Origin of the sequence: Pseudoxanthomonas sp. PXM02 (assembly GCF_014851805.1) — a bacterium.
In the GTDB taxonomy this organism is placed as follows: Bacteria; Pseudomonadota; Gammaproteobacteria; order Xanthomonadales; family Xanthomonadaceae; genus Pseudoxanthomonas_A.
Window position 1 is genome coordinate 1389168 of sequence record NZ_JACVAK010000001.1, and the last position, 17708, is coordinate 1406875.

Below are 17708 nucleotides of genomic sequence, written 5' to 3' on the forward strand. Positions count from 1 at the left end.
GGGTATCAGCTCTTGCGGAGAGAGGAATCGCCGCGGCTGGCGCGGTCGAGCAGGGAGAGGTTTTCGCGGATCTGGCCGAGCACCTTCAGCGCCGTCGCCAGTTCGCCGGGATCGATGCCGGCCAGGCAGTCTTCGCGGACGGACGTGGCGACGGCCTCGATGTCGTGCATCACCGCGTCGGATTGCGGCAGCAGGTGCAGGCGCCACACGCGACGGTCATCCGGGTCGCTGCGGCGCTCGACGAAGCCCGCCTTCTGCAACCGGTCGATGACGCGACCGACGGCGATCGGTTCCATGTCGAGCAGGTCGGCCAGTTCGGACTGGGTGATGCCCTCGCTCGCATGGATGCGCTTGAGCGCGCGCCACTGCACACGGGTCAGGCCCAGGTGGGCAGCGCGGCGATCGAACACGCGGCCGAACAACCGGCTCAGGTCCGCGATGAGGTATCCGATGGTGCTTTGGCCGGCAGGTGTCTTCATGGGTGCCTATGATATAGCTGCTTAAGCAATAATGTTCATGGCGAGAAACCCCATTCAGCCTTGGGGCGATCCAAGATCCTGTTATTCAAGGGAGTTCTGGGCGATTCCTGAACAGGGATGGCTGTCCGGGCGCCGAAGACAGCTGGGACCCTAGGCCTCCCGGCGCCGGAAACGACGACGCCGGCACGAGGCCGGCGTCGGAATCACTTCGCGGGGGCGCGGAGGCTCAGCCCTCCCACTTGCCCAGCGCGGCCATGCCGTTTTCCTTGGCGCGCTCGTACACCACGGCCTGGGCCTTGGCGAAGTTGCCGGTCAGGTCCTGCGACCACAGCTTCAGCGCGGCGGACTGCATGGCACGGCCGTACGAGAAGCTCAGCGGCCACGGCAGGTTGCCGAGCTGGTTCATCGCGTTGAGGTGGGCAGTGGACTGCTCGTCGGTCTGGCCGCCGGACAGGAACACCACGCCCGGCAGGATCGCCGGCACCGTGCTCTTCAGGCACATCACGGTGGACTCGGCCACTTCGTCGACATCGGCCTGTTCTTCGCAGTCCTTGCCGGCGATGACCATCGAGGCCTTCAGGATGGTGCCTTCCAGCAGCACGTTCTGCTCGTACAGCGCGCCGAACAGCGAGCGCAGCACGGCTTCGGTCACTTCGTAGCAGACTTCGATGTTGTGGTCGCCGTCCATCAGCACTTCCGGCTCCACCATCGGCACCAGGCCGCATTCCTGGCACAGCGCGGCATAGCGGGCCAACGCGTGCGCATTGGCTTCGATGCAGGTGCCGGAGGGGATGTCTTCGCCGATGGTGATGACCGCACGCCACTTGGCGAAGCGCGCACCCAGCTTGTAGTACTCCTTGAGGCGGTCGCGCAGGCCGTCGAGGCCTTCGGTGACCACTTCACCCGGGCAGCCGGCCAGGGCGTGCGTGCCCTTGTCGACCTTGATGCCGGGGATGATGCCGTGGTCGGCCATGTACTTGGCGAACGGCACGCCGTCCTTGGTGGACTGGCGCAGGGTTTCGTCGAACAGGATGGCGCCGGAGATATAGTCCGACAGCTTCGGCGTGGTGAGCAGCAGCTCGCGGTAGGCGCGACGGTTCTCTTCCGTGTTCTCGATGCCCACGCCCTGGAACCGCTTGGCGATGGTGGTGGTGGACTCGTCGATCGCGATGATGCCCTTGCCCGCGGCCACCATGGCCTGGGCGGTTTCGGCAAGCTGTTCGATGCTCATGGGGTTCCTGTGGCGGGGCGGAAAAGAGACCAATTATAGACCGCGCCCCGCCGACAGCGGGTGATCGCGGTGATGAGCGCGCCGCAACGCGCCCGGATCCAGAAGCTTCGGGCGGTGGCGCTTGGCCAGGAAACCGGTTACAGCTCGCCCAGCCCCTCGGCCTTGCCGCGCTCGCCCATCTGCAGCAGACGCAGCGTGTTGGTGGCGCCGTGCTTCTCCATGTGGTCGCCGCTGGTGAAGATCACGCGATCGCCTTCGGCCAGCAGTTCGCGATCGTGCAGCACGCGCATCGCATCGCGGGCGGCCTCGCGCGGCGCCAGGCCACGGCTGTCGAACGCGATCGGGAACACGTCGCGGATCATCGCCATCTTGCGGCGTGCACCGTCATGGCGCGAGAACGCGTAGATCGGCGCGCTGGAACGGAAGCGCGACAGGAAGCGAGCCGTGCCACCGGATTCGGTCATCGCGACGATCGCCCGCACGCCGATGTGTTCGGACAGGAACATCGTCGCCATCGCGATGGCCTGGTCCACGAACTCGAGGTTGCGCGGCGCCTTCTCGAAATCGGTGTCCATCTCGAACTGTTTCTCGGCGCCGAGGCAGATGCGCGCCATCGCTTCCACCGCACGGATCGGATAGCTGCCAGCGGCGGTTTCCGCCGACAGCATCACCGCGTCGGTGCCGTCGATGACGGCGTTGGCGACGTCGAGCACCTCGGCGCGCGTGGGAATCGGGCTGTCCACCATCGACTGCAGCATCTGGGTGGCGGTGATCACCACCTTGTTGCGTGCCAGCGACTCCTTGATGATCTTCTTCTGCAGGCCGGGCAGCTCGGCATCGCCGATCTCCACGCCCAGGTCGCCACGCGCGACCATCACCACATCACTGGCATCGACGATCTCGGCCAGGTTCTCGATCGCTTCGGTGCGCTCGATCTTCGACACCAGTGCGGCATCGCAACCGTGCTCGCGTGCGATGCGGCGCGCCTCGTTCATGTCGTCGGCATTGCGGCAGAACGACACGGCGATGAAATCCACGCCGATGTTCTCGGCCACATAGGCGATCAGCTCGCGGTCGCGCTCGGTCAGCGCGCCGAGCGACAGGCCGCCGCCCTGCTTGTTCAGGCCCTTGCGATCCGACAGCACGCCATCGTTGAGCACGGTGCAGACGATGCGCTCACCCTCGACCGACACGACCTTCAGCTGCATCAGGCCATCGTCGAGCAACAGGACATCGCCCGCTTCCACATCGCCGGGCAGGCCGAGGTAGCTGACGCCCACCTGCGATGCATCACCGGGAGGTGCATCGGGATTGGCTACCAGATCGAAACGGTTGCCCGTCCTCAGTACCACCTTGCCTTCCGCAAAACGCTCGACGCGGATCTTCGGGCCCGGCAGGTCGGCCAGGATGCCGACTTCCGCACCGACACGCTGCGCCGCAAGACGGACTGCGGCGGCGCGCTTGGCCTGACCGGACGGATCGCCGTGCGAGAAGTTCAGGCGCACCACGTTGACGCCGGCGCGGAACAGGTCCTCCAGCACGCCGGGCGGGTCGGTCGCCGGTCCGAGGGTGGCGAGGATCTTGGTGCGGCGCTGGCGTTCGGTCATGGTGCGGATTCCCTGTGAGCGCGCAAACGCTACCACAGCGAAACGGGGCCGTTGCGACCGACAATCTTCAGGTCATGAAGCTGTCCCGGGACAGCAACGATGCGCACATAAACGATGCGCTGAAAGCGCTGTTTTCAAGCACTTTCGCGCGAGTTGCCGACTTCGCCGGACTGGTATTTTTTTGGTCTCTGCACGAGCGTCGGATGCTGCGCACGCACACCCGAGTGCGCAAAAAACGCGGCGATGAAACGCGCGTTTGATCGCGCGTTCGCTCTTTCAGGAAAACAGTGGCCGTAATTGGTCCGGTGTTCCCGCGAGCCGGGTCGCGCCCGCGTCGCGCAGCTCCTGCTCGCCACCGAATCCCCACAGCACGCCGACGTTACGCATGCCATGGTGGCGCGCGCCGTCGATGTCCATGTGGCGGTCGCCGATCATCCAGCAAGTGTCCGGCGTCAGCGACAGGCGGCGCAGTGCTTCGCCGATCAGATCCTTCTTGTGGCTCAGCCGACCATCGGCCGTCGCGCCGATGATGTCCTCGAAGCGATGGCCGAAGGGCAGGTGCGCGAGGATCTTGCGCGCATGCGGCTCATTCTTCGCGGTGACCACCGCAAGCCGGTGTCCGTCCGCGTGCAGCGCCTCGATGGCATCACCGATACCGGCGTAGACCTGGTGCTCCAGCCAGCCATGCGACTCGAAGCGTTCGAGGTAGAGCTCGACCGCGGCCTCCACCTTCGCCGGATCGCCGAGCAGCGGCATGAAGCTGGTCCGCAGCGACGGACCGATCCACCCACGCAGCTCGGCCTCCGTCGGCACCGGATGCTCCAACTGCGTCAGCGCATGCGTGATGCATCGGGTGATGCCGACGGCCGAATCGATCAGCGTGCCGTCGAGATCGAAGAACAGCGTGTCGCGACTCACGCGGCGCGCGCTTGCAGCGCGGCGACGGCCGGCAGCGTCTTGCCTTCCAGGAACTCCAGGAACGCGCCACCGCCCGTCGAGATGTAGCTGACGTCGTCGGCAATGCCGTACTTGTCCACGGCCGCCAGCGTGTCGCCGCCACCGGCGATCGAGAAGGCCTTCGACTGCGCGATCGCGCGCGCCAGCGTCTCGGTGCCCTTGCCGAAGGCATCGAACTCGAACACGCCCACGGGGCCGTTCCACACCACCGTGCCGGCGGACTTGATCAGTTCGGCGTAGCGCTGCGCCGTCTGCGGGCCGATATCGAGGATCAGGTCGTCGGCCGCGACGGCGTCGACGTTCTTCACCGTTGCGGGCGCGTCGGCCGCGAACGCCGTGGCGACCACGACATCGGTCGGCAGCGGGATCTCGGCGCCACGCGCCTTCGCATCGGCGTCGATCTTCTTCGCGGTATCGATCAGGTCGGCTTCGTACAGCGACTTGCCGACGGCATGGCCCTCGGCGGCGATGAACGTGTTGGCGATGCCGCCACCGACGATCAGCTGGTCCACCTTGCCAACCAGGCTGGTCAGCAGTTCCAGCTTGGTCGAGACCTTGCTGCCGGCCACGATGGCGAGCAGCGGGCGCGCCGGGTTGGCCAGCGCCTTGTCCAGCGCATCCAGTTCCGCCATCAGCAGCGGGCCGCCTGCGGCGACCGGCGCAAAGCGGATCACGCCGTGCGTGGAGGCCTGCGCGCGATGCGCGGTACCGAACGCATCCATGACGAACACGTCGCACAGCGCGGCGTACTTCTTCGACAGCGTTTCGTCGTCCTTGCCCTCACCGACGTTCATGCGGCAATTCTCGAGCAGCACTATCTGGCCCGGTGCGACGTCGACACCATCGACCCAGTCCTTCACCAGGGGCACGTCCACGCCGAGCAGCTCGGACAGGCGCGCGGCGACCGGCGCCAGCGAATCGGCCTCGCTCCACACGCCTTCCTTCGGACGACCCAGGTGCGACGTAACCATCACCGCCGCGCCCTTCTGCAGCGCCAGCTTCAGCGTCGGCAGGGATGCGGTGATGCGCTGCTCGGAGGTGATGCGGCCCGCGTCGATCGGCACGTTCAGATCCTGGCGGATCAGCACGCGCTTGCCGGCGAGGTCGAGGTCGGTCATGCGGACGATGGGCATGGGAGGTCCTGGGCAGCGGGAAAGACCACTATTGTCCCGCCTGCCCTCCCCTGCCGCAAACGAAGGCGGGACTACGCCGAAGGCCGGCTGCGCAACAGGCTGAAGGCGAACGCCGCCACCAGTGCCGCGCCGAGCACCAGCAGGCCCCACAGCAACCAGGTCTTCCAATCGCGCGGGGTCGGTGGCGGAATCAGCGCCGCATCACCGGCGAGCGCGGAGGCCGGCGACAGGTAAGCAGGCGCGGGCTGCCAGTCCTCACCGCGGTCGCGGCGCAGGGCCTCGACGAGTTCCGGCATGGGCACCGACGCGCGACGTGCGCTCGCGCTTCCCGCTACCAGCGCGTAGGGCGGCGTGCCCTGCGCAAGGAACACGATGACCTCCGGCCGATACCCCAACCGGAGCGTGGGCGCCTGTTCCGGCAGCGCGCCGCGGCTGCGCAGACGCCAGTAGCGATCTCGCGACGGATCGCTCGACAGCGGCTGCGCGGCTGAACTGCTGGGCTGCTGGCCGGCGACCCGGTAGGCCACCCACGGGCCTGCGCGCAGGCGCCAGGGCGCATCCAGCGCATCGCGGCTTTCCAGCGTCCATTCGCCGACCGCGTAGTCATCGACCGCCAGATCGGCGAGCGCCACCGGATAGCGCCCATCGCTCTCGTACGCGAACCCGTCCACGCCCTGCTCGGAGACACGACGGCCCTTCAGTTCAGACCACAGCACGGACTGCTGCTGGTGCACTTCATCGAGGCGGACGCGTACTTCGCGGATCGGCAAGGCGGGCGATGCGTCGAGCGGCACGAAGCGGATGTAGCGCAGCCCGCCACGGATCGGCGCCTCGTCGCGCAACAGACGTTGCGATCCGCGCTGCAGTTCGACCAGCGTCACGCGATCCTGCACGACCTCCCATGCCTGCAGGTCCTGGCTGCCTTCCACGCGGTAACGGGCTTCGCGCGGCGTGCCGGCGTCCCAGGTGAATTCCAGCGCTTCGGCGTGGTCGCGAATGCCGCTCAGGTCGACGAGGAACGCACGCGCCGGACCGGCGGCAGCCGTGCCGCCGCCATCGGCTTCGATGCGGACGATGCGCCCGTTCTCGCCGAACTGCGCCGACACGCGCGACGGCGCAGACGCATCCTGCGGCGATGCAGGCAACGGAAACCACGGCACGACGACACGCCGCGCCGGCAGTGCGGTTGGCTGCTCCGGACCGAACAGCGCAGCCGCCACCGGCTTGCCGTGCGCGTCCAGCACGTCGACATCGCGCAGGTCCGGCCATGCCGTGGTGGTGTAGATGTCGCGATCCAGCACCACGCGGTACGCGCCGGCCTGTTCGGCCGACAGCACCAACGGCCAGCGCTTCGCATACGGCGCGGGTGCGGGCGCCTGTGCGGCGGCCATCACCGGCAGCAATGCCAGGCCCATCAGGAACTTCTTCATGCGGACGCTTCCTCGTTCTCGATGCGGCGCGGCGGCGCGGGCGCCAGATAACCCACCACGGTGCACAACAGGCCATAGGCCATGAAGGAGCCGATGCCGAGCAGGTTGCCCAGGTGCTGGCGGTCGACCACCATCAGCTTCGCCAGCACCACCGCCATCAGCACGGCGCCGCCCAGCCACAGCATGCGCTGGCCGCGACGCGATCCGATCACCCAGCCCAGCACGCCCAATACGCTCCAGGTGATCGTCAGGCTGGTCTGCGCCAAGCTGCCGGACACCAGGCTGTCGTTCCACGGCACGCCACCCCAGTGATGGACCGCGTGCAGCACTACCGACGTGATCCACACGAAGGCCAGCGACGACAGCAGCACGATGCGAGCCGGCGGCAGCACGCGACCTTCCGGCATCCACCAGCGCAGCAGCAACACGAGCGTGGCGAGCTGCGCCAGTTCCATCGGATTCACCACGGGAATCCACGGCAGCGGCGTGGCATTGCCCGACAGGAACAACGACACCAGCCACCACAGGCCGAGCACCGCAAACAGCACGCCCAGCAGCGGCGTACGCCAGCCATCGAACCGTTCGCCCAGCGGTGATGCCAGCCAGTTCCAGCGGAACAGGGCGAGCGCCACGACGACGAGCCACGGCAACGCGATCAGCCCGGCCTGCCAGCCGCCGCCCATGCCCTGCACATGCCCCGGCAGCCAGGCCAGCAGCAGGCTGGCCACCAGCGGCCATACCAGCCACCACACGAACTGCGCCGCGCCGGCCAGGCGGTGGTCGCTGTCGCGCAGGCACATCAGACTGCGCACGCCCAGCACCGCATAGGCGAGCCACGCCCACACGCCGTTCCCCGCGAAGGGTTGCTGGTGCACCTCGGCCTGCCACAGCGCCAGCGGCGCCGCCGACGCCAGGCCGACCAGCGTGGTCCAGGCCAGCGCGGTACCGGGACGCCGGCGATGCACTTCCGCCGCCAGCCAACCGGTCAGCGCGATGAACGCGAGCATCGCGTCAGGCTCGTCGCGATGGCCAAGGTAGTCGTTGATCTCGACGGTGCCATTGCCCAGCCACCACGCGAGCGCCCACAGGTAATACACGAGTGCCACTGCAGCGCTCCGTGCGCGGTAGGCCCACGCGCTGGCGAAGCCGGCGACGGCGATCAGCAGCGCGCTCATGAAGGTGGCGTTGGCGAACATCGGCGCGACCGTCTCCGCCTCGTGCCACGACACGGTGTCGACGCGCGCGATGAAGAACGCCGTGGCGGCCGCCAACTGCAGGCCGGCGCCGGTCAGCTGCGGCAGCAGCCGCGACTGTCGCAGGCCCAGCCAGGCCAGCGCCGCGCCCTCGAGTGCGAACACGCAGGCCGTGGCCTGTGCAGACAGCGCCAGCGGCACGGACAAGGTGGCGAAGCCGACCGCCAGCAGGGCGTACGACTGCGCGAGCACGTCGTAGTTCGTGCGACGGCGCAAGGCCCACGACAGCGCCGCGTACAGCACGCCCAGGCCCAGCGCGCAGAACGCCAGCGGCAGGCGGCTGTCTTCGAAACTGCCGCCCTGCATCAGACCGGCCTGCAGCGAGAACGCCACCAGCGGCATACCGAACACCAGGCAGCCATCGATCAGGTCGCGACGACTGACCGGCTGCCGGCGCGCGAACAGCAGCGGGATCAGCAGGTAGAACGCGAAGAACAGCACGAGGAACGGCTGCGTGCTGGCGTACTTGTGCGGGGCATAGTCGAACAGGCCCCACGCCGTGCCGATACCGAAGGTGAAGACGAAGCCGAGCAGGTTCAGCACGCGCCACGACTTGTACCAGGCGATGCCGACGATCGCCGCGTTCAACACCGCGTAGTAAGAGAACAGCGCGACGTGGTTACCGCTACCGGTCGACAGCCAGATCGGCGCCAAGAAGCCGGCCAGCAACGCGAACACGGCCAGCGCCTTCGCATCCTGCAGCACCGCCAGCACGCCCGCACCAGCCACCAGCACGATGCTCAGCGCGAAGGCCGCACCCACCGGCATCATCCCGAAGATCTTGAACGCGGCGAACACCACCAGCAGCAGCACGCCGATGGCGCCACCCTGCAGGCTCAACGCGAACGCACGATGGCTCTCGCGCTTGCGCCACGCGAACACCAGCGCACCCAGCGCGGCCGCGGCAATGGCGGCCAAGCGCAGTTCCGGCGGTAGCGTGAACCAGCCCTGGTCGGCACCGTACTTGAGCAGCGCCAGCACGCCGAAGAACAGCACCGTCACGCCGATCTTCACCGGCACGTTGCCTTCGGTGAACCAGCGACGCACCGCGCGCAATACGACGCTGACCACGTCCGGCGTCGCCGGGCGCGACGGCGCTTCGGCGCGTGGCGGACGCGGCGGCAGGGCGGGCGCGGGCTGGGGCGGTACGGCCGCTGCGGGTGCAGGCGGTCGCGGTGGAATCGGCGGAGGCGTGGCGGCCTGCACGGGAGGCGGCGTCTCCGTGCGCGGGGGCGGCGACCGCACCAGTTCCGCGAGCGTCGGTTCGTCATCGGCGCGTGCAGGCGTCGCTACTGCATCCGGTGTCGCCGCAGCGACAGGGGACGCGCGCAACTGGCTGACCTGCCTTTCCAGGTCAGTGACGCGTCGCTTCAGCCCGCTGATGGCGACCAGCGCCACGATCAGCAGTACCGGCACCGCCAGTACGGCCAGGCCGAGCAACACCAGGATCCCCGCCAGATCATCCATCGCCTACCCCGTCTCTGCGTGTTCGGTGCAAGAAGGGGCCCATCCGTCCCCGGGCCGTCCATTCAGCCTCGCGGCAGCCTCGGGCAATGCGCCCGGATTTGCAAGAATCCAAGCCAGGAGTGGCGCGATCCGGCCCGCTTCGTATCACTTTGCTATACCCGGAAACGACACGGGCGCCCTGAGGCGCCCGTGCAGCACAGCGGAAACGGATCGGCTTACTTGCCGGCGACCACGCGGACCATTTCCAGGCACTTGTTGGAATAGCCCCACTCGTTGTCGTACCAGCTGACGATCTTCACGAAGGTCGGGTCCAGCGCGATGCCGGCCTCGGCGTCGAAGATCGAGGTGCGGGTGTCGCCGCGGAAATCGGTGGCGACCACCTTGTCCTCGGTGTAACCCAGGATGCCCTTCAGCGCGCCCTGGCTCTGCGCCTTCATCTCGGCCTTGATCTCGTCGTACGTCGCCGGGTTCTCGAGTTCGGCGGTCAGGTCGACCACCGACACGTCGCTGGTCGGCACGCGGAACGACATGCCGGTCAGCTTCTTGTTGAGCGACGGGATCACCACGCCGACAGCCTTGGCCGCACCGGTGGACGACGGAATGATGTTCTCCAGGATGCCGCGGCCGCCGCGCCAGTCCTTGTTGCTCGGGCCGTCGACGGTCTTCTGCGTGGCGGTGGCGGCGTGCACGGTGGTCATCAGGCCGCGCTTGATGCCCCACTTGTCGTGCAGCACCTTGGCGATCGGCGCCAGGCAGTTGGTCGTGCACGAAGCGTTGGAGATGATCGCCTCGCCGTTGTAGGTGTCGTGGTTCACGCCGTAGACGAACATCGGCGTGTCGTCCTTCGACGGCGCCGACAGGATGACCTTCTTCGCGCCGGCATCGAGATGCTTCTGCGCGGTGGCCTTGTCGAGGAACAGGCCGGTGGATTCGATGACGACATCGGCGCCGACTTCATCCCACTTCAGGTTGGACGGATCGCGTTCCTGGGTCAGGCGGATCTTCTTGCCGTTGACGAACAGCGCGCCGTCTTCGACCTTCACGTCGCCGTCGAAGCGACCGTGCACGGAGTCGTACTGCAGCATGTACGCCAGGTAGTCCGGCTCCAGCAGATCGTTGATGGCGACGATCTCGATGTCGTTGCCGAAATTCTGCACGGCGGAACGCAGCACGTTGCGCCCGATGCGGCCGAAGCCGTTGATACCCACCTTGATCGACATTGCTCAGGACTCCTGCAGCCGCGCGCGGCGCGGCGGGGTTGACGGGGGGCGTCATTCTAACAGGCCGTCCCGGTGGCGAAGGCCCCGCGGACATTGATCAGGATCAAGGCATCGGCATAAACGGGGGCAGAGACTGGCGCCACATTCCAACGAGCGTCACCACCATGAAGAAGACCCTGATCCCGATTGCCATCGCCCTTGCCCTGGGCGCCGCCGTTCCCGCCTTCGCACAGTCCAAGGGCGACTGGACGCTGGGCGTGGGCGTGCACCGGGTCAACCCGAAGTCCGACAACGGCACGATTGCCGGCGGCACGCTGCCGCTGGAGATCGACAGCGACGTCAAGCCGACCGTGACCTTCGAATACTTCCTGCGCGACAACCTGGGCCTGGAAGTGCTGGCCGCACTCCCGTTCAAGCACGACATTTCGGTGAAGGGCGTGGGCAAGGTGGGTGAAACCAAGCACCTGCCGCCGACCGTCTCGCTGCAGTACCACTTCAACAGCAAGGGCAAGGTGTCGCCGCTGCTCGGCGTGGGCCTGAACTACACCACGTTCTTCAGCGAAGACACGACCGGCGCGCTCGAAGGCGCCAAGCTGAAGCTGGACGACTCGTGGGGCCTCGCCGCCCACGCCGGCCTGGATTTCAAGGTCAGCGAACGCAGCGCCGTGCGCGTCGACGTGCGCTGGGCCGACATCGACACCAAGGTCGAAGTCGAAGGCGCCAAGCTGGGCACCGCCAACATCGACCCGCTGGTGTACGGCGTGGCTTATGTCCTGAAGTTCTGAGCAGGCGGGCGATCCGGCGCCTGCCGTAAATTGGGGACGGCCTGTGTCGGTTAAAGTACCGGCATGGTCCGTCCCTTCCTTTTCGCATTCGCCCTTGTCGCCTCCCTTGCACTCGCCCTGTTGCCGGTGCCCGCGCACGCATGGGGTCCTCTCGGCCACCGTCTGGTGGCGCTGCTGGCGTGGGACGACCTGACGCCCGATGTCCGTCGCCAGATCGAAGCCTTACTGAAAGGCGAACCGGATCCTTCGCTGGCCGGCATTGCCAGCTGGGCCGATGACCTGCGCGAGAACGATCCGGTGCTCGGCCGCAAGACCTCGCGCTGGCACTTCGTCAACATCGGCGAACACGAGTGCGCTTACGAAAAGTCGCGCGACTGTCCGGGCGGCAACTGCGTGGTGGAAGCGATCAGGGCGCAGACCACGATCCTGGCGGACACGAAGCGTCCACGCGCCGAGCGCCTGCAGGCATTGAAGTTCGTGGTGCACTTCGTTGGCGACGTGCACCAGCCGCTGCATGCCGGCTACGGCCGCGACAAGGGCGGCAACGACGTGCAGGTGAACTGGAACAACCGCGGCACCAACCTGCACACGCTATGGGACAGCCGCATGCTGGTGACCACCGGCCGCAGCGAAGCGGATTACCTGCGCCACCTGCGCGCACTGCCGAAACCGGCGCTCGGCGCGATCACGCTGCCGCCGCTCGCGGCGGCCTGGGCTGAAAAATCGTGCCGCGTGGTGACCCAGCCGGATTTCTATCCGCGTCGCGCGAAGCTGGAACAGGCCTACGTGGACAAGCACCTGCCCATCGCCGAGCAGCAACTGCGTGCCGGTGGCGTGGCGCTGGCTGCCGTGCTTAACAAGGCGCTTGCCAGGCATTGACCCCACCCGACACCGCGAGTCCACCCATGAACCTCCGGCCTTGTCTTCCACTTCTGATCGCTGCGTACGTCGCCACCGGCTCGCTGTCCGCCGCGGCGCAATCGCATGGTGCACACGCGCCTTCCACGCCGCCTCCGGGCCGCATCGAGTTGCCGTGGAGCGCTGAGCTGCTGCACAACCTTCCGCGGCACGACGTCGGCATGGAGGTCCACGGCCGGGCGCTGCGGTGTAGTGGCGTCGATCTCGTGGACCTGCTGCGGCGCGCCGGCGCGATGCCTGCCGACCCGTTGCGCGGCGCACATCTCGCCCGACGCGTGGAAGTACGCGCACGCGACGGCTACACGGTGGTGTTCTCGCTGGGCGAACTGGACCCGACGCTCGGCAAGCAACGCGTCTACGTGGCCGACCAGTGCGACGGCAAGCCGCTGCCCGCCGACGCCGGTCCGGCGAGACTGTTGATTCCCAGCGATGCGCGACCAGCGCGCAGCGCCCGCCAGATCCAGACCTTCGTCATCGAATAGTCCACCGTCCCCACAGGAGTTGTTCGCATGAACCTGTCCGCGTTGCTCCGCCCCGTCTTCGCCTCCGCCCTGCTGCTCGCCACGGCCTTCGCGTCCCCGATGGTACGCGCGCAGGACGACGCAGGATTGACCGTCTTCGCTGCCGCCAGCTTGAAGGAATCGCTGGACGAGGCCGCGGCCGCCTACCAGAAGCAGACCGGCACGCCGGTACGCGTGTCGTACGCCGCCAGTTCGGCGCTCGCACGGCAGATCGAACAGGGCGCGCCAGCCGATGTGTTCTTCTCCGCCGACCTGGAATGGATGGACTACCTGCAGGAACGCAACAAGCTGGAGAACGCCACGCGTCGCAGCCTGCTGGGCAACCAGCTGGTGCTGGTCGCGCCGAAGGCCAGCAAGGCACAGGTGGACCTGAAGCGGCCGGCGACCTTCCTCGCCGCACTGGGTGACGGTCGCCTGGCCGTGGGCCAGACGCAGACCGTGCCGGCCGGCAAGTACGCCAAGGCGTCGCTGGAATCGCTGTCGCTGTGGAACGGCGTCAAGGCACGCCTGGCCGAATCCGAAAGCGTGCGTGCAGCGCTGATGCTGGTGGCCCGCGGCGAGACGCCGCTGGGCATCGTCTATGCATCCGACGCGAAGGCGGAGCCCGCCGTGCGTGTGGTCGCCACCTTCCCCGAAGACTCGCATCCGCCCATCGTCTATCCGGTGGCGGCGCTGCGCGGTGCGCAGTCCGCGCGCGCGACCGCCTTCGTGCAGTGGCTGGCCTCGCCTGCCGCCGATGCGATCTTCGAACGTCGCGGCTTCGCCGTAAAGGACTGACCCGCGCGTGCTCGACGCGTTCTCGCCGGAAGAGCTCACCGCCATCCGCCTCAGCGTGAAGGTGGCGCTGGTGGCGGCACTGGCCAGCCTGCCCTTCGGCGTCGTGGTCGGCTGGCTGCTGGCGCGTACGCGATTCCCGGGCAAGGCGCTGCTGGACGCCGTCGTGCACCTGCCCCTCGTGCTGCCCCCGGTCGTGATGGGCTATGCACTGCTGGTCACGCTGGGCACGCAGGGCACGATCGGTGCGTTCCTGAAGGAGCAGTTCGGCATCGTGTTCGCCTTCCGCTGGACCGGCGCCGCCCTGGCCTGCGCGGTGATGGGGTTTCCGCTGATGGTGCGCTCGATCCGCCTGTCGCTCGAAGCCACCGATCGGCGTCTTGAACAGGCCGCCTCCACGCTCGGCGCGGGACCGTGGCGCGTGTTCTTCACCATCACCCTGCCACTGGCGTGGCCCGGTCTGGTCGCCGGCAGCGTGCTGGCGTTCGCGAAGGCGCTGGGCGAGTTCGGCGCCACCATCACCTTCGTGTCCAACATTCCCGGTGAAACGCAGACACTCTCGTCGGCCATCTACGGCCTGATGCAGGTGCCGGGTGGCGAAGCCGGCATCTGGCGTCTCGCTGCGGTCGCCGTCGTGATCTCGCTGGCCGCGCTGCTGTTCTCGGAGTGGCTGGTGCGGCGCCACTACACGCGCCAGGGCGAGGACAGCTGATGCTGAAGGTCGACATCGAACTCCGGCGCGGCCACTTCCATCGTCATGTACGCATCGACGACGATGCCCGCGTGATCGCACTGGTCGGACCGTCAGGCGCCGGCAAGACCTCGGTACTCAATGCCATCGCCGGCCTGGTGACGCCGGTGGCCGGTCGCATCGAGGTGGATGGCCACTGCCTGTTCGACAGCGCAGCGCGCATCGATGAACCGGTGCACCGTCGACGCGTGGGCTATGTGTTCCAGGATGCACGGCTGTTCCCGCATCTCGACGTGCGGCGCAACCTGCAGTACGGCCGCCACGGCGGGCGCGGCGCGCCACGGTTCGGCTTCGATGCGGTGGTCGAGCTGCTGGGCATCGCCCCCTTGCTGGGACGCCGCACGCGCAATCTGTCCGGCGGCGAAGCCCAGCGCGTGGCGATCGGTCGTGCCCTGCTGTCGCAGCCGTCGCTGCTGCTGTTCGACGAACCGCTGTCGGCCCTGGATCAAGCCCGCCGCGAAGAACTGATCCCCTACCTGCAGCGTGTACGCGACGAGATCCGCCTGCCCATCGTCTACGTCAGCCATCATCCGGACGAAGTCCGGCGCATCGCCGACTCCACACATACCCTCGACTGAGCGGCGCTTATCCTGCCGCGGGAATTCGGAGCGGCGCCATGAGCAAGCAGACGCGTTGGAAGGATCTGCCCACGGACCAGGCGCGGCGTTACCTGGAGCCTGGACCCGTTGTGCTGCTCAGCACGGCACACAAGGGCGAGCGCGCGATCATGACGCTGGGCTGGCACATGATGCTGGGCTACGACCTGGTCGGCACGTACATCTGGCAGGCCAACTGCAGCCACGCACGGGCCCGTGCCAGCCGCGAATGCGTGATCAACCTGCCGACCGAGGACCTGCTCGACACGGTGGTACGGATCGGCAACTGCAGCAGCACCGAGCAGGACAAGTTCGAGCGCTTCGGCCTGACCGCCCTGCCCTCACGCGACGTGGACGCGCCCGGCATCGGGGAGTGCCATGCGCGCTTCGAATGCCGCCTGCACGAGACCCGCATCACCGCGGACTACCCGCTGTTCGTCTGGCGCATCGTGCATGCCCGCATCGCCACCTCTCCCCGCCTGCCCCGCACCGTGCATTACCGCGGCGATGGCCGCTTCATGGTGTCCGGGCGTGAGGTGTCGCGACGGAGACTGTTCCGGCCGGACATGCTGGAACAGTGAGCCCATGGCCGGTTAACACCGGTCTGGGTACGCTCTGCGCATGGCCAAGCACCTCACCGACCTCGAAGAAGCCGTGGACCTCATCCTGTCCCATACCTATGGGCCGCTGCGGATGGGGGCGCCGCTCGGCATCGGCAAGCCACACCGGCTGCTCAATGCGCTGTATGCGCGCATCGCCGCCGATCCTTCGCGATCGTGGACGCTGTACACGGCGCTGTCGCTGGACCCGCCGGGGGGTGGCAAGGGCCTGGAAGCGCGCTTCGTGAAGCCATTCGCGGCGCGACACTTCGGCGAGGATTTCCCGCGACTCGCCTATGTACAGGCGATCAAGCGCGATGCGCTGCCTGCGAACATCGAAGTGGAAGAGTTCTACATGCAGGGCGGCGCACTGCTGCGCTCGACCACGGCGCAGCGGTTGTACGCCAGCCTCAACTACACCCACGTGGCGCGTGCGCTGGCGGATCGCGAGCTCAACGTGATCGTGCAGAAGGTCGCGCGCGAGCCGGACGGTACGCGCTTGTCGTTCTCGTGCAACAACGATCTGACCCAGGACGCGGTGGATGCCATCGTCGCGCGCGGACTGCCGCGGCCGCTGCTGGTGGCCGAGGTCGATCCCGACCTGCCGTGGATCGGCGGCACGGCGGCGGTCGACGAGGACTACTTCGACCTGGTCATTTCACCTCCAGGGCCCTACCCGCGCCTCTTCGGTCTGCCGCGCCAGCCGGTGTCGGACGTCGATTACGCCATCGGCCTGTACGCCAGCGCGCTGGTGCGCGATGGCGGCACGCTGCAGATCGGCATCGGTGCGCTGGCCGATGCGCTGTGCCATGCGCTGGTGTTGCGCCACACCGACAATGCGACCTACCGGCGCGTGCTGGCAGCACTCGATCCGGAGCTGGAACGCCATCCCGCGGTGATCGCCAGCGGCGGCCTCGAACCTTTCGCCGTCGGCCTGTACGGCTGCAGCGAAATGGTCAACGAGGGCTTCAAGCGCCTGGTCGAGACCGGTGTGATCCGCCGCAAGGTGGTCGACGACGAAGCGCTGATGCAACGCCTCGCTGACGGCACCGCCAACCTCGGCGACCAGGCGCGGCTGGAGCGCGACGGCGAGTACTTGCACGGCGCGTTCTACCTTGGTTCGCCTGCCTTCTACGACTGGCTGCGCGACCTTCCGGATGACCAGCGCCGCGCCATCGGCATGCGCCGCATCAGCCTGATCAACGAACTGGAGCGCGGACGCGAGTCGCTGGCCCGCCTGCAGCGCCACGATGCACGCTTCTTCAATTCCTGCATGATGGCCACCGTGCTCGGCGCCGCCGTCTCCGACGGCTTGGAGGACGGCCGCGTGGTCTCCGGCGTCGGCGGGCAGTACAACTTCGTCGACATGTCCAACGCGCTGGACGGCGCGCGCAGCGTGCTGATGTTCCGCGCCGTACGCGAAGATGCCGGCGCTGCCGGATCGAACGTGCGCTGGAACTACGGCCACACGACGATCCCACGCCATCTGCGCGACCTTTACGTCAACGAGTACGGCATTGCCGACGTGCGCGGCAAGAACGACGAGGACTGCATCATTGCCATGGGTGGCATCACCGATGCGCGGTTCCAGCAGGGATTGATGGAACAGGCACAGCGCGCCGGCAAGCTGCGTGCGAGCTTCCATGCGCCGGGCCACTGGATCGACAACACGCCGGTGCACCTGTCGGCGCGCCTGCGCGCGTTCCGCCATGACGGCACGCTGCCCGACTATCCGCTGGGCAGCGACTTCACCGAGGTCGAGCAGCGCATCGTCAAGGCGCTGGGCTGGTTGAAGGCGAATACCGCGACGACCGGGAAGAAGATGGGCACGGTGTTGCGGGCGTTGGGTACGCGATCGGACGACACCGAGACCATGGCACGCATGGGGCTGGCGGCGCCAGGCAACGTGGGCGAGCGGCTTGAGGCCAGGCTGCTGGCACTCGGATTGCGCGAGACCCGTTGAGTCCGATCAAGAAAAAAGCCGGGC

The 17708-nt window shown here is 67.6% G+C and carries 17 protein-coding genes; 9 read left to right on the top strand and 8 right to left on the bottom strand.

Annotated elements, in window-relative coordinates; all coding sequences use genetic code 11:
• Positions 1-5: 5 nt before the first annotated feature.
• The 3 genes from IB225_RS06735 to pyk form a co-directional block, all read right to left on the bottom strand.
• On the bottom strand, positions 6-479 hold the full coding sequence (locus tag IB225_RS06735) for a MarR family transcriptional regulator (protein WP_192310411.1): 474 nt from the start codon (positions 477-479) through the stop codon (positions 6-8).
• Positions 480-705: 226 nt separating this feature from the next.
• The gene (locus IB225_RS06740; protein WP_192310412.1) at positions 706-1710 is read right to left on the bottom strand and encodes a class I fructose-bisphosphate aldolase; all 1005 of its coding nucleotides are present in this window, start codon (positions 1708-1710) and stop codon (positions 706-708) included.
• Positions 1711-1847: 137 nt separating this feature from the next.
• Complete coding sequence (pyk, locus tag IB225_RS06745; protein WP_192310413.1) at positions 1848-3317, bottom strand: pyruvate kinase; 1470 nt, start codon at positions 3315-3317, stop codon at positions 1848-1850.
• Between the two features lie 74 nt (positions 3318-3391).
• Between pyk and IB225_RS06750 the strand changes: the two genes are divergently transcribed.
• Entirely contained in the window at positions 3392-3577 is a 186-nt protein-coding gene (locus tag IB225_RS06750) for a hypothetical protein (protein ID WP_192310414.1), read from the top strand.
• Between the two features lie 16 nt (positions 3578-3593).
• Here the strand turns inward: IB225_RS06750 and IB225_RS06755 are convergent, their stop codons facing one another.
• The 5 genes from IB225_RS06755 to gap form a co-directional block, all read right to left on the bottom strand.
• Entirely contained in the window at positions 3594-4235 is a 642-nt protein-coding gene (locus IB225_RS06755) for an HAD hydrolase-like protein (RefSeq protein ID WP_192310415.1), read from the bottom strand.
• Positions 4232-5407 (bottom strand): phosphoglycerate kinase, encoded by a 1176-nt coding sequence (locus IB225_RS06760; RefSeq protein ID WP_192310416.1) that lies wholly within the window; start codon positions 5405-5407, stop codon positions 4232-4234. The genes IB225_RS06755 and IB225_RS06760 overlap by 4 nt, the downstream gene beginning before the upstream one ends.
• A gap of 71 nt (positions 5408-5478) precedes the next feature.
• Positions 5479-6837, bottom strand: a complete 1359-nt coding sequence (locus IB225_RS06765; RefSeq protein ID WP_192310417.1) for a DUF3999 family protein — start codon at positions 6835-6837, stop codon at positions 5479-5481.
• On the bottom strand, positions 6834-9548 hold the full coding sequence (locus IB225_RS06770) for a DUF2339 domain-containing protein (protein ID WP_192310875.1): 2715 nt from the start codon (positions 9546-9548) through the stop codon (positions 6834-6836). Before IB225_RS06770 ends, IB225_RS06765 begins: the two co-directional genes overlap by 4 nt.
• Before the next feature lie 224 nt (positions 9549-9772).
• Positions 9773-10777, bottom strand: coding sequence for a type I glyceraldehyde-3-phosphate dehydrogenase (gap, locus tag IB225_RS06775; protein ID WP_192310418.1), 1005 nt, complete (start codon positions 10775-10777; stop codon positions 9773-9775).
• A gap of 164 nt (positions 10778-10941) precedes the next feature.
• Here gap and IB225_RS06780 point away from each other — a divergent pair, with 164 nt between their 5' ends.
• The 8 genes from IB225_RS06780 (at position 10942) to IB225_RS06815 (ending at position 17684) form a co-directional block, all read left to right on the top strand.
• On the top strand, positions 10942-11562 hold the full coding sequence (locus IB225_RS06780; protein WP_192310419.1) for an OmpW family outer membrane protein: 621 nt from the start codon (positions 10942-10944) through the stop codon (positions 11560-11562).
• A gap of 63 nt (positions 11563-11625) precedes the next feature.
• Positions 11626-12441 (top strand): S1/P1 nuclease, encoded by an 816-nt coding sequence (locus IB225_RS06785; protein ID WP_192310420.1) that lies wholly within the window; start codon positions 11626-11628, stop codon positions 12439-12441.
• Positions 12442-12467: 26 nt separating this feature from the next.
• A complete protein-coding gene (locus IB225_RS06790) occupies positions 12468-12962 on the top strand; it encodes a molybdopterin-binding protein (protein ID WP_192310421.1) in 495 nt (164 codons plus the stop codon).
• A gap of 27 nt (positions 12963-12989) precedes the next feature.
• Positions 12990-13778, top strand: coding sequence for a molybdate ABC transporter substrate-binding protein (gene modA, locus IB225_RS06795; RefSeq protein WP_192310422.1), 789 nt, complete (start codon positions 12990-12992; stop codon positions 13776-13778).
• 7 nt (positions 13779-13785) lie between these two features.
• Positions 13786-14487 carry a molybdate ABC transporter permease subunit gene (modB, locus tag IB225_RS06800; RefSeq protein WP_192310423.1) on the top strand — a complete coding sequence of 234 codons (702 nt, stop codon included), beginning with the start codon at positions 13786-13788 and terminating at the stop codon, positions 14485-14487.
• A complete protein-coding gene (gene modC / locus IB225_RS06805; RefSeq protein WP_192310424.1) occupies positions 14487-15104 on the top strand; it encodes a molybdenum ABC transporter ATP-binding protein in 618 nt (205 codons plus the stop codon). Before modB ends, modC begins: the two co-directional genes overlap by 1 nt.
• A gap of 38 nt (positions 15105-15142) precedes the next feature.
• Entirely contained in the window at positions 15143-15703 is a 561-nt protein-coding gene (locus IB225_RS06810; protein WP_192310425.1) for a flavin reductase family protein, read from the top strand.
• A gap of 40 nt (positions 15704-15743) precedes the next feature.
• Positions 15744-17684, top strand: coding sequence for an acetyl-CoA hydrolase/transferase C-terminal domain-containing protein (locus IB225_RS06815; RefSeq protein WP_192310426.1), 1941 nt, complete (start codon positions 15744-15746; stop codon positions 17682-17684).
• The last annotated feature ends 24 nt before the right edge of the window (positions 17685-17708 follow it).

Excerpts from the sequence above, each read along its gene's own strand:
- IB225_RS06735 (WP_192310411.1), bottom strand. The coding sequence starts at position 479 with ATGAAGACACCTGCCGGCCAAAGCACCATCGGATACCTCATCGCGGAC.
- IB225_RS06740 (WP_192310412.1), bottom strand. The coding sequence starts at position 1,710 with ATGAGCATCGAACAGCTTGCCGAAACCGCCCAGGCCATGGTGGCCGCG.
- pyk (WP_192310413.1), bottom strand. The coding sequence starts at position 3,317 with ATGACCGAACGCCAGCGCCGCACCAAGATCCTCGCCACCCTCGGACCG.
- IB225_RS06750 (WP_192310414.1), top strand. The coding sequence starts at position 3,392 with ATGAAGCTGTCCCGGGACAGCAACGATGCGCACATAAACGATGCGCTG.
- IB225_RS06760 (WP_192310416.1), bottom strand. The coding sequence starts at position 5,407 with ATGCCCATCGTCCGCATGACCGACCTCGACCTCGCCGGCAAGCGCGTG.
- IB225_RS06765 (WP_192310417.1), bottom strand. The coding sequence starts at position 6,837 with ATGAAGAAGTTCCTGATGGGCCTGGCATTGCTGCCGGTGATGGCCGCC.
- gap (WP_192310418.1), bottom strand. The coding sequence starts at position 10,777 with ATGTCGATCAAGGTGGGTATCAACGGCTTCGGCCGCATCGGGCGCAAC.
- IB225_RS06780 (WP_192310419.1), top strand. The coding sequence starts at position 10,942 with ATGAAGAAGACCCTGATCCCGATTGCCATCGCCCTTGCCCTGGGCGCC.
- IB225_RS06785 (WP_192310420.1), top strand. The coding sequence starts at position 11,626 with ATGGTCCGTCCCTTCCTTTTCGCATTCGCCCTTGTCGCCTCCCTTGCA.
- IB225_RS06790 (WP_192310421.1), top strand. The coding sequence starts at position 12,468 with ATGAACCTCCGGCCTTGTCTTCCACTTCTGATCGCTGCGTACGTCGCC.
- modA (WP_192310422.1), top strand. The coding sequence starts at position 12,990 with ATGAACCTGTCCGCGTTGCTCCGCCCCGTCTTCGCCTCCGCCCTGCTG.
- modC (WP_192310424.1), top strand. The coding sequence starts at position 14,487 with ATGCTGAAGGTCGACATCGAACTCCGGCGCGGCCACTTCCATCGTCAT.
- IB225_RS06810 (WP_192310425.1), top strand. The coding sequence starts at position 15,143 with ATGAGCAAGCAGACGCGTTGGAAGGATCTGCCCACGGACCAGGCGCGG.
- IB225_RS06815 (WP_192310426.1), top strand. The coding sequence starts at position 15,744 with ATGGCCAAGCACCTCACCGACCTCGAAGAAGCCGTGGACCTCATCCTG.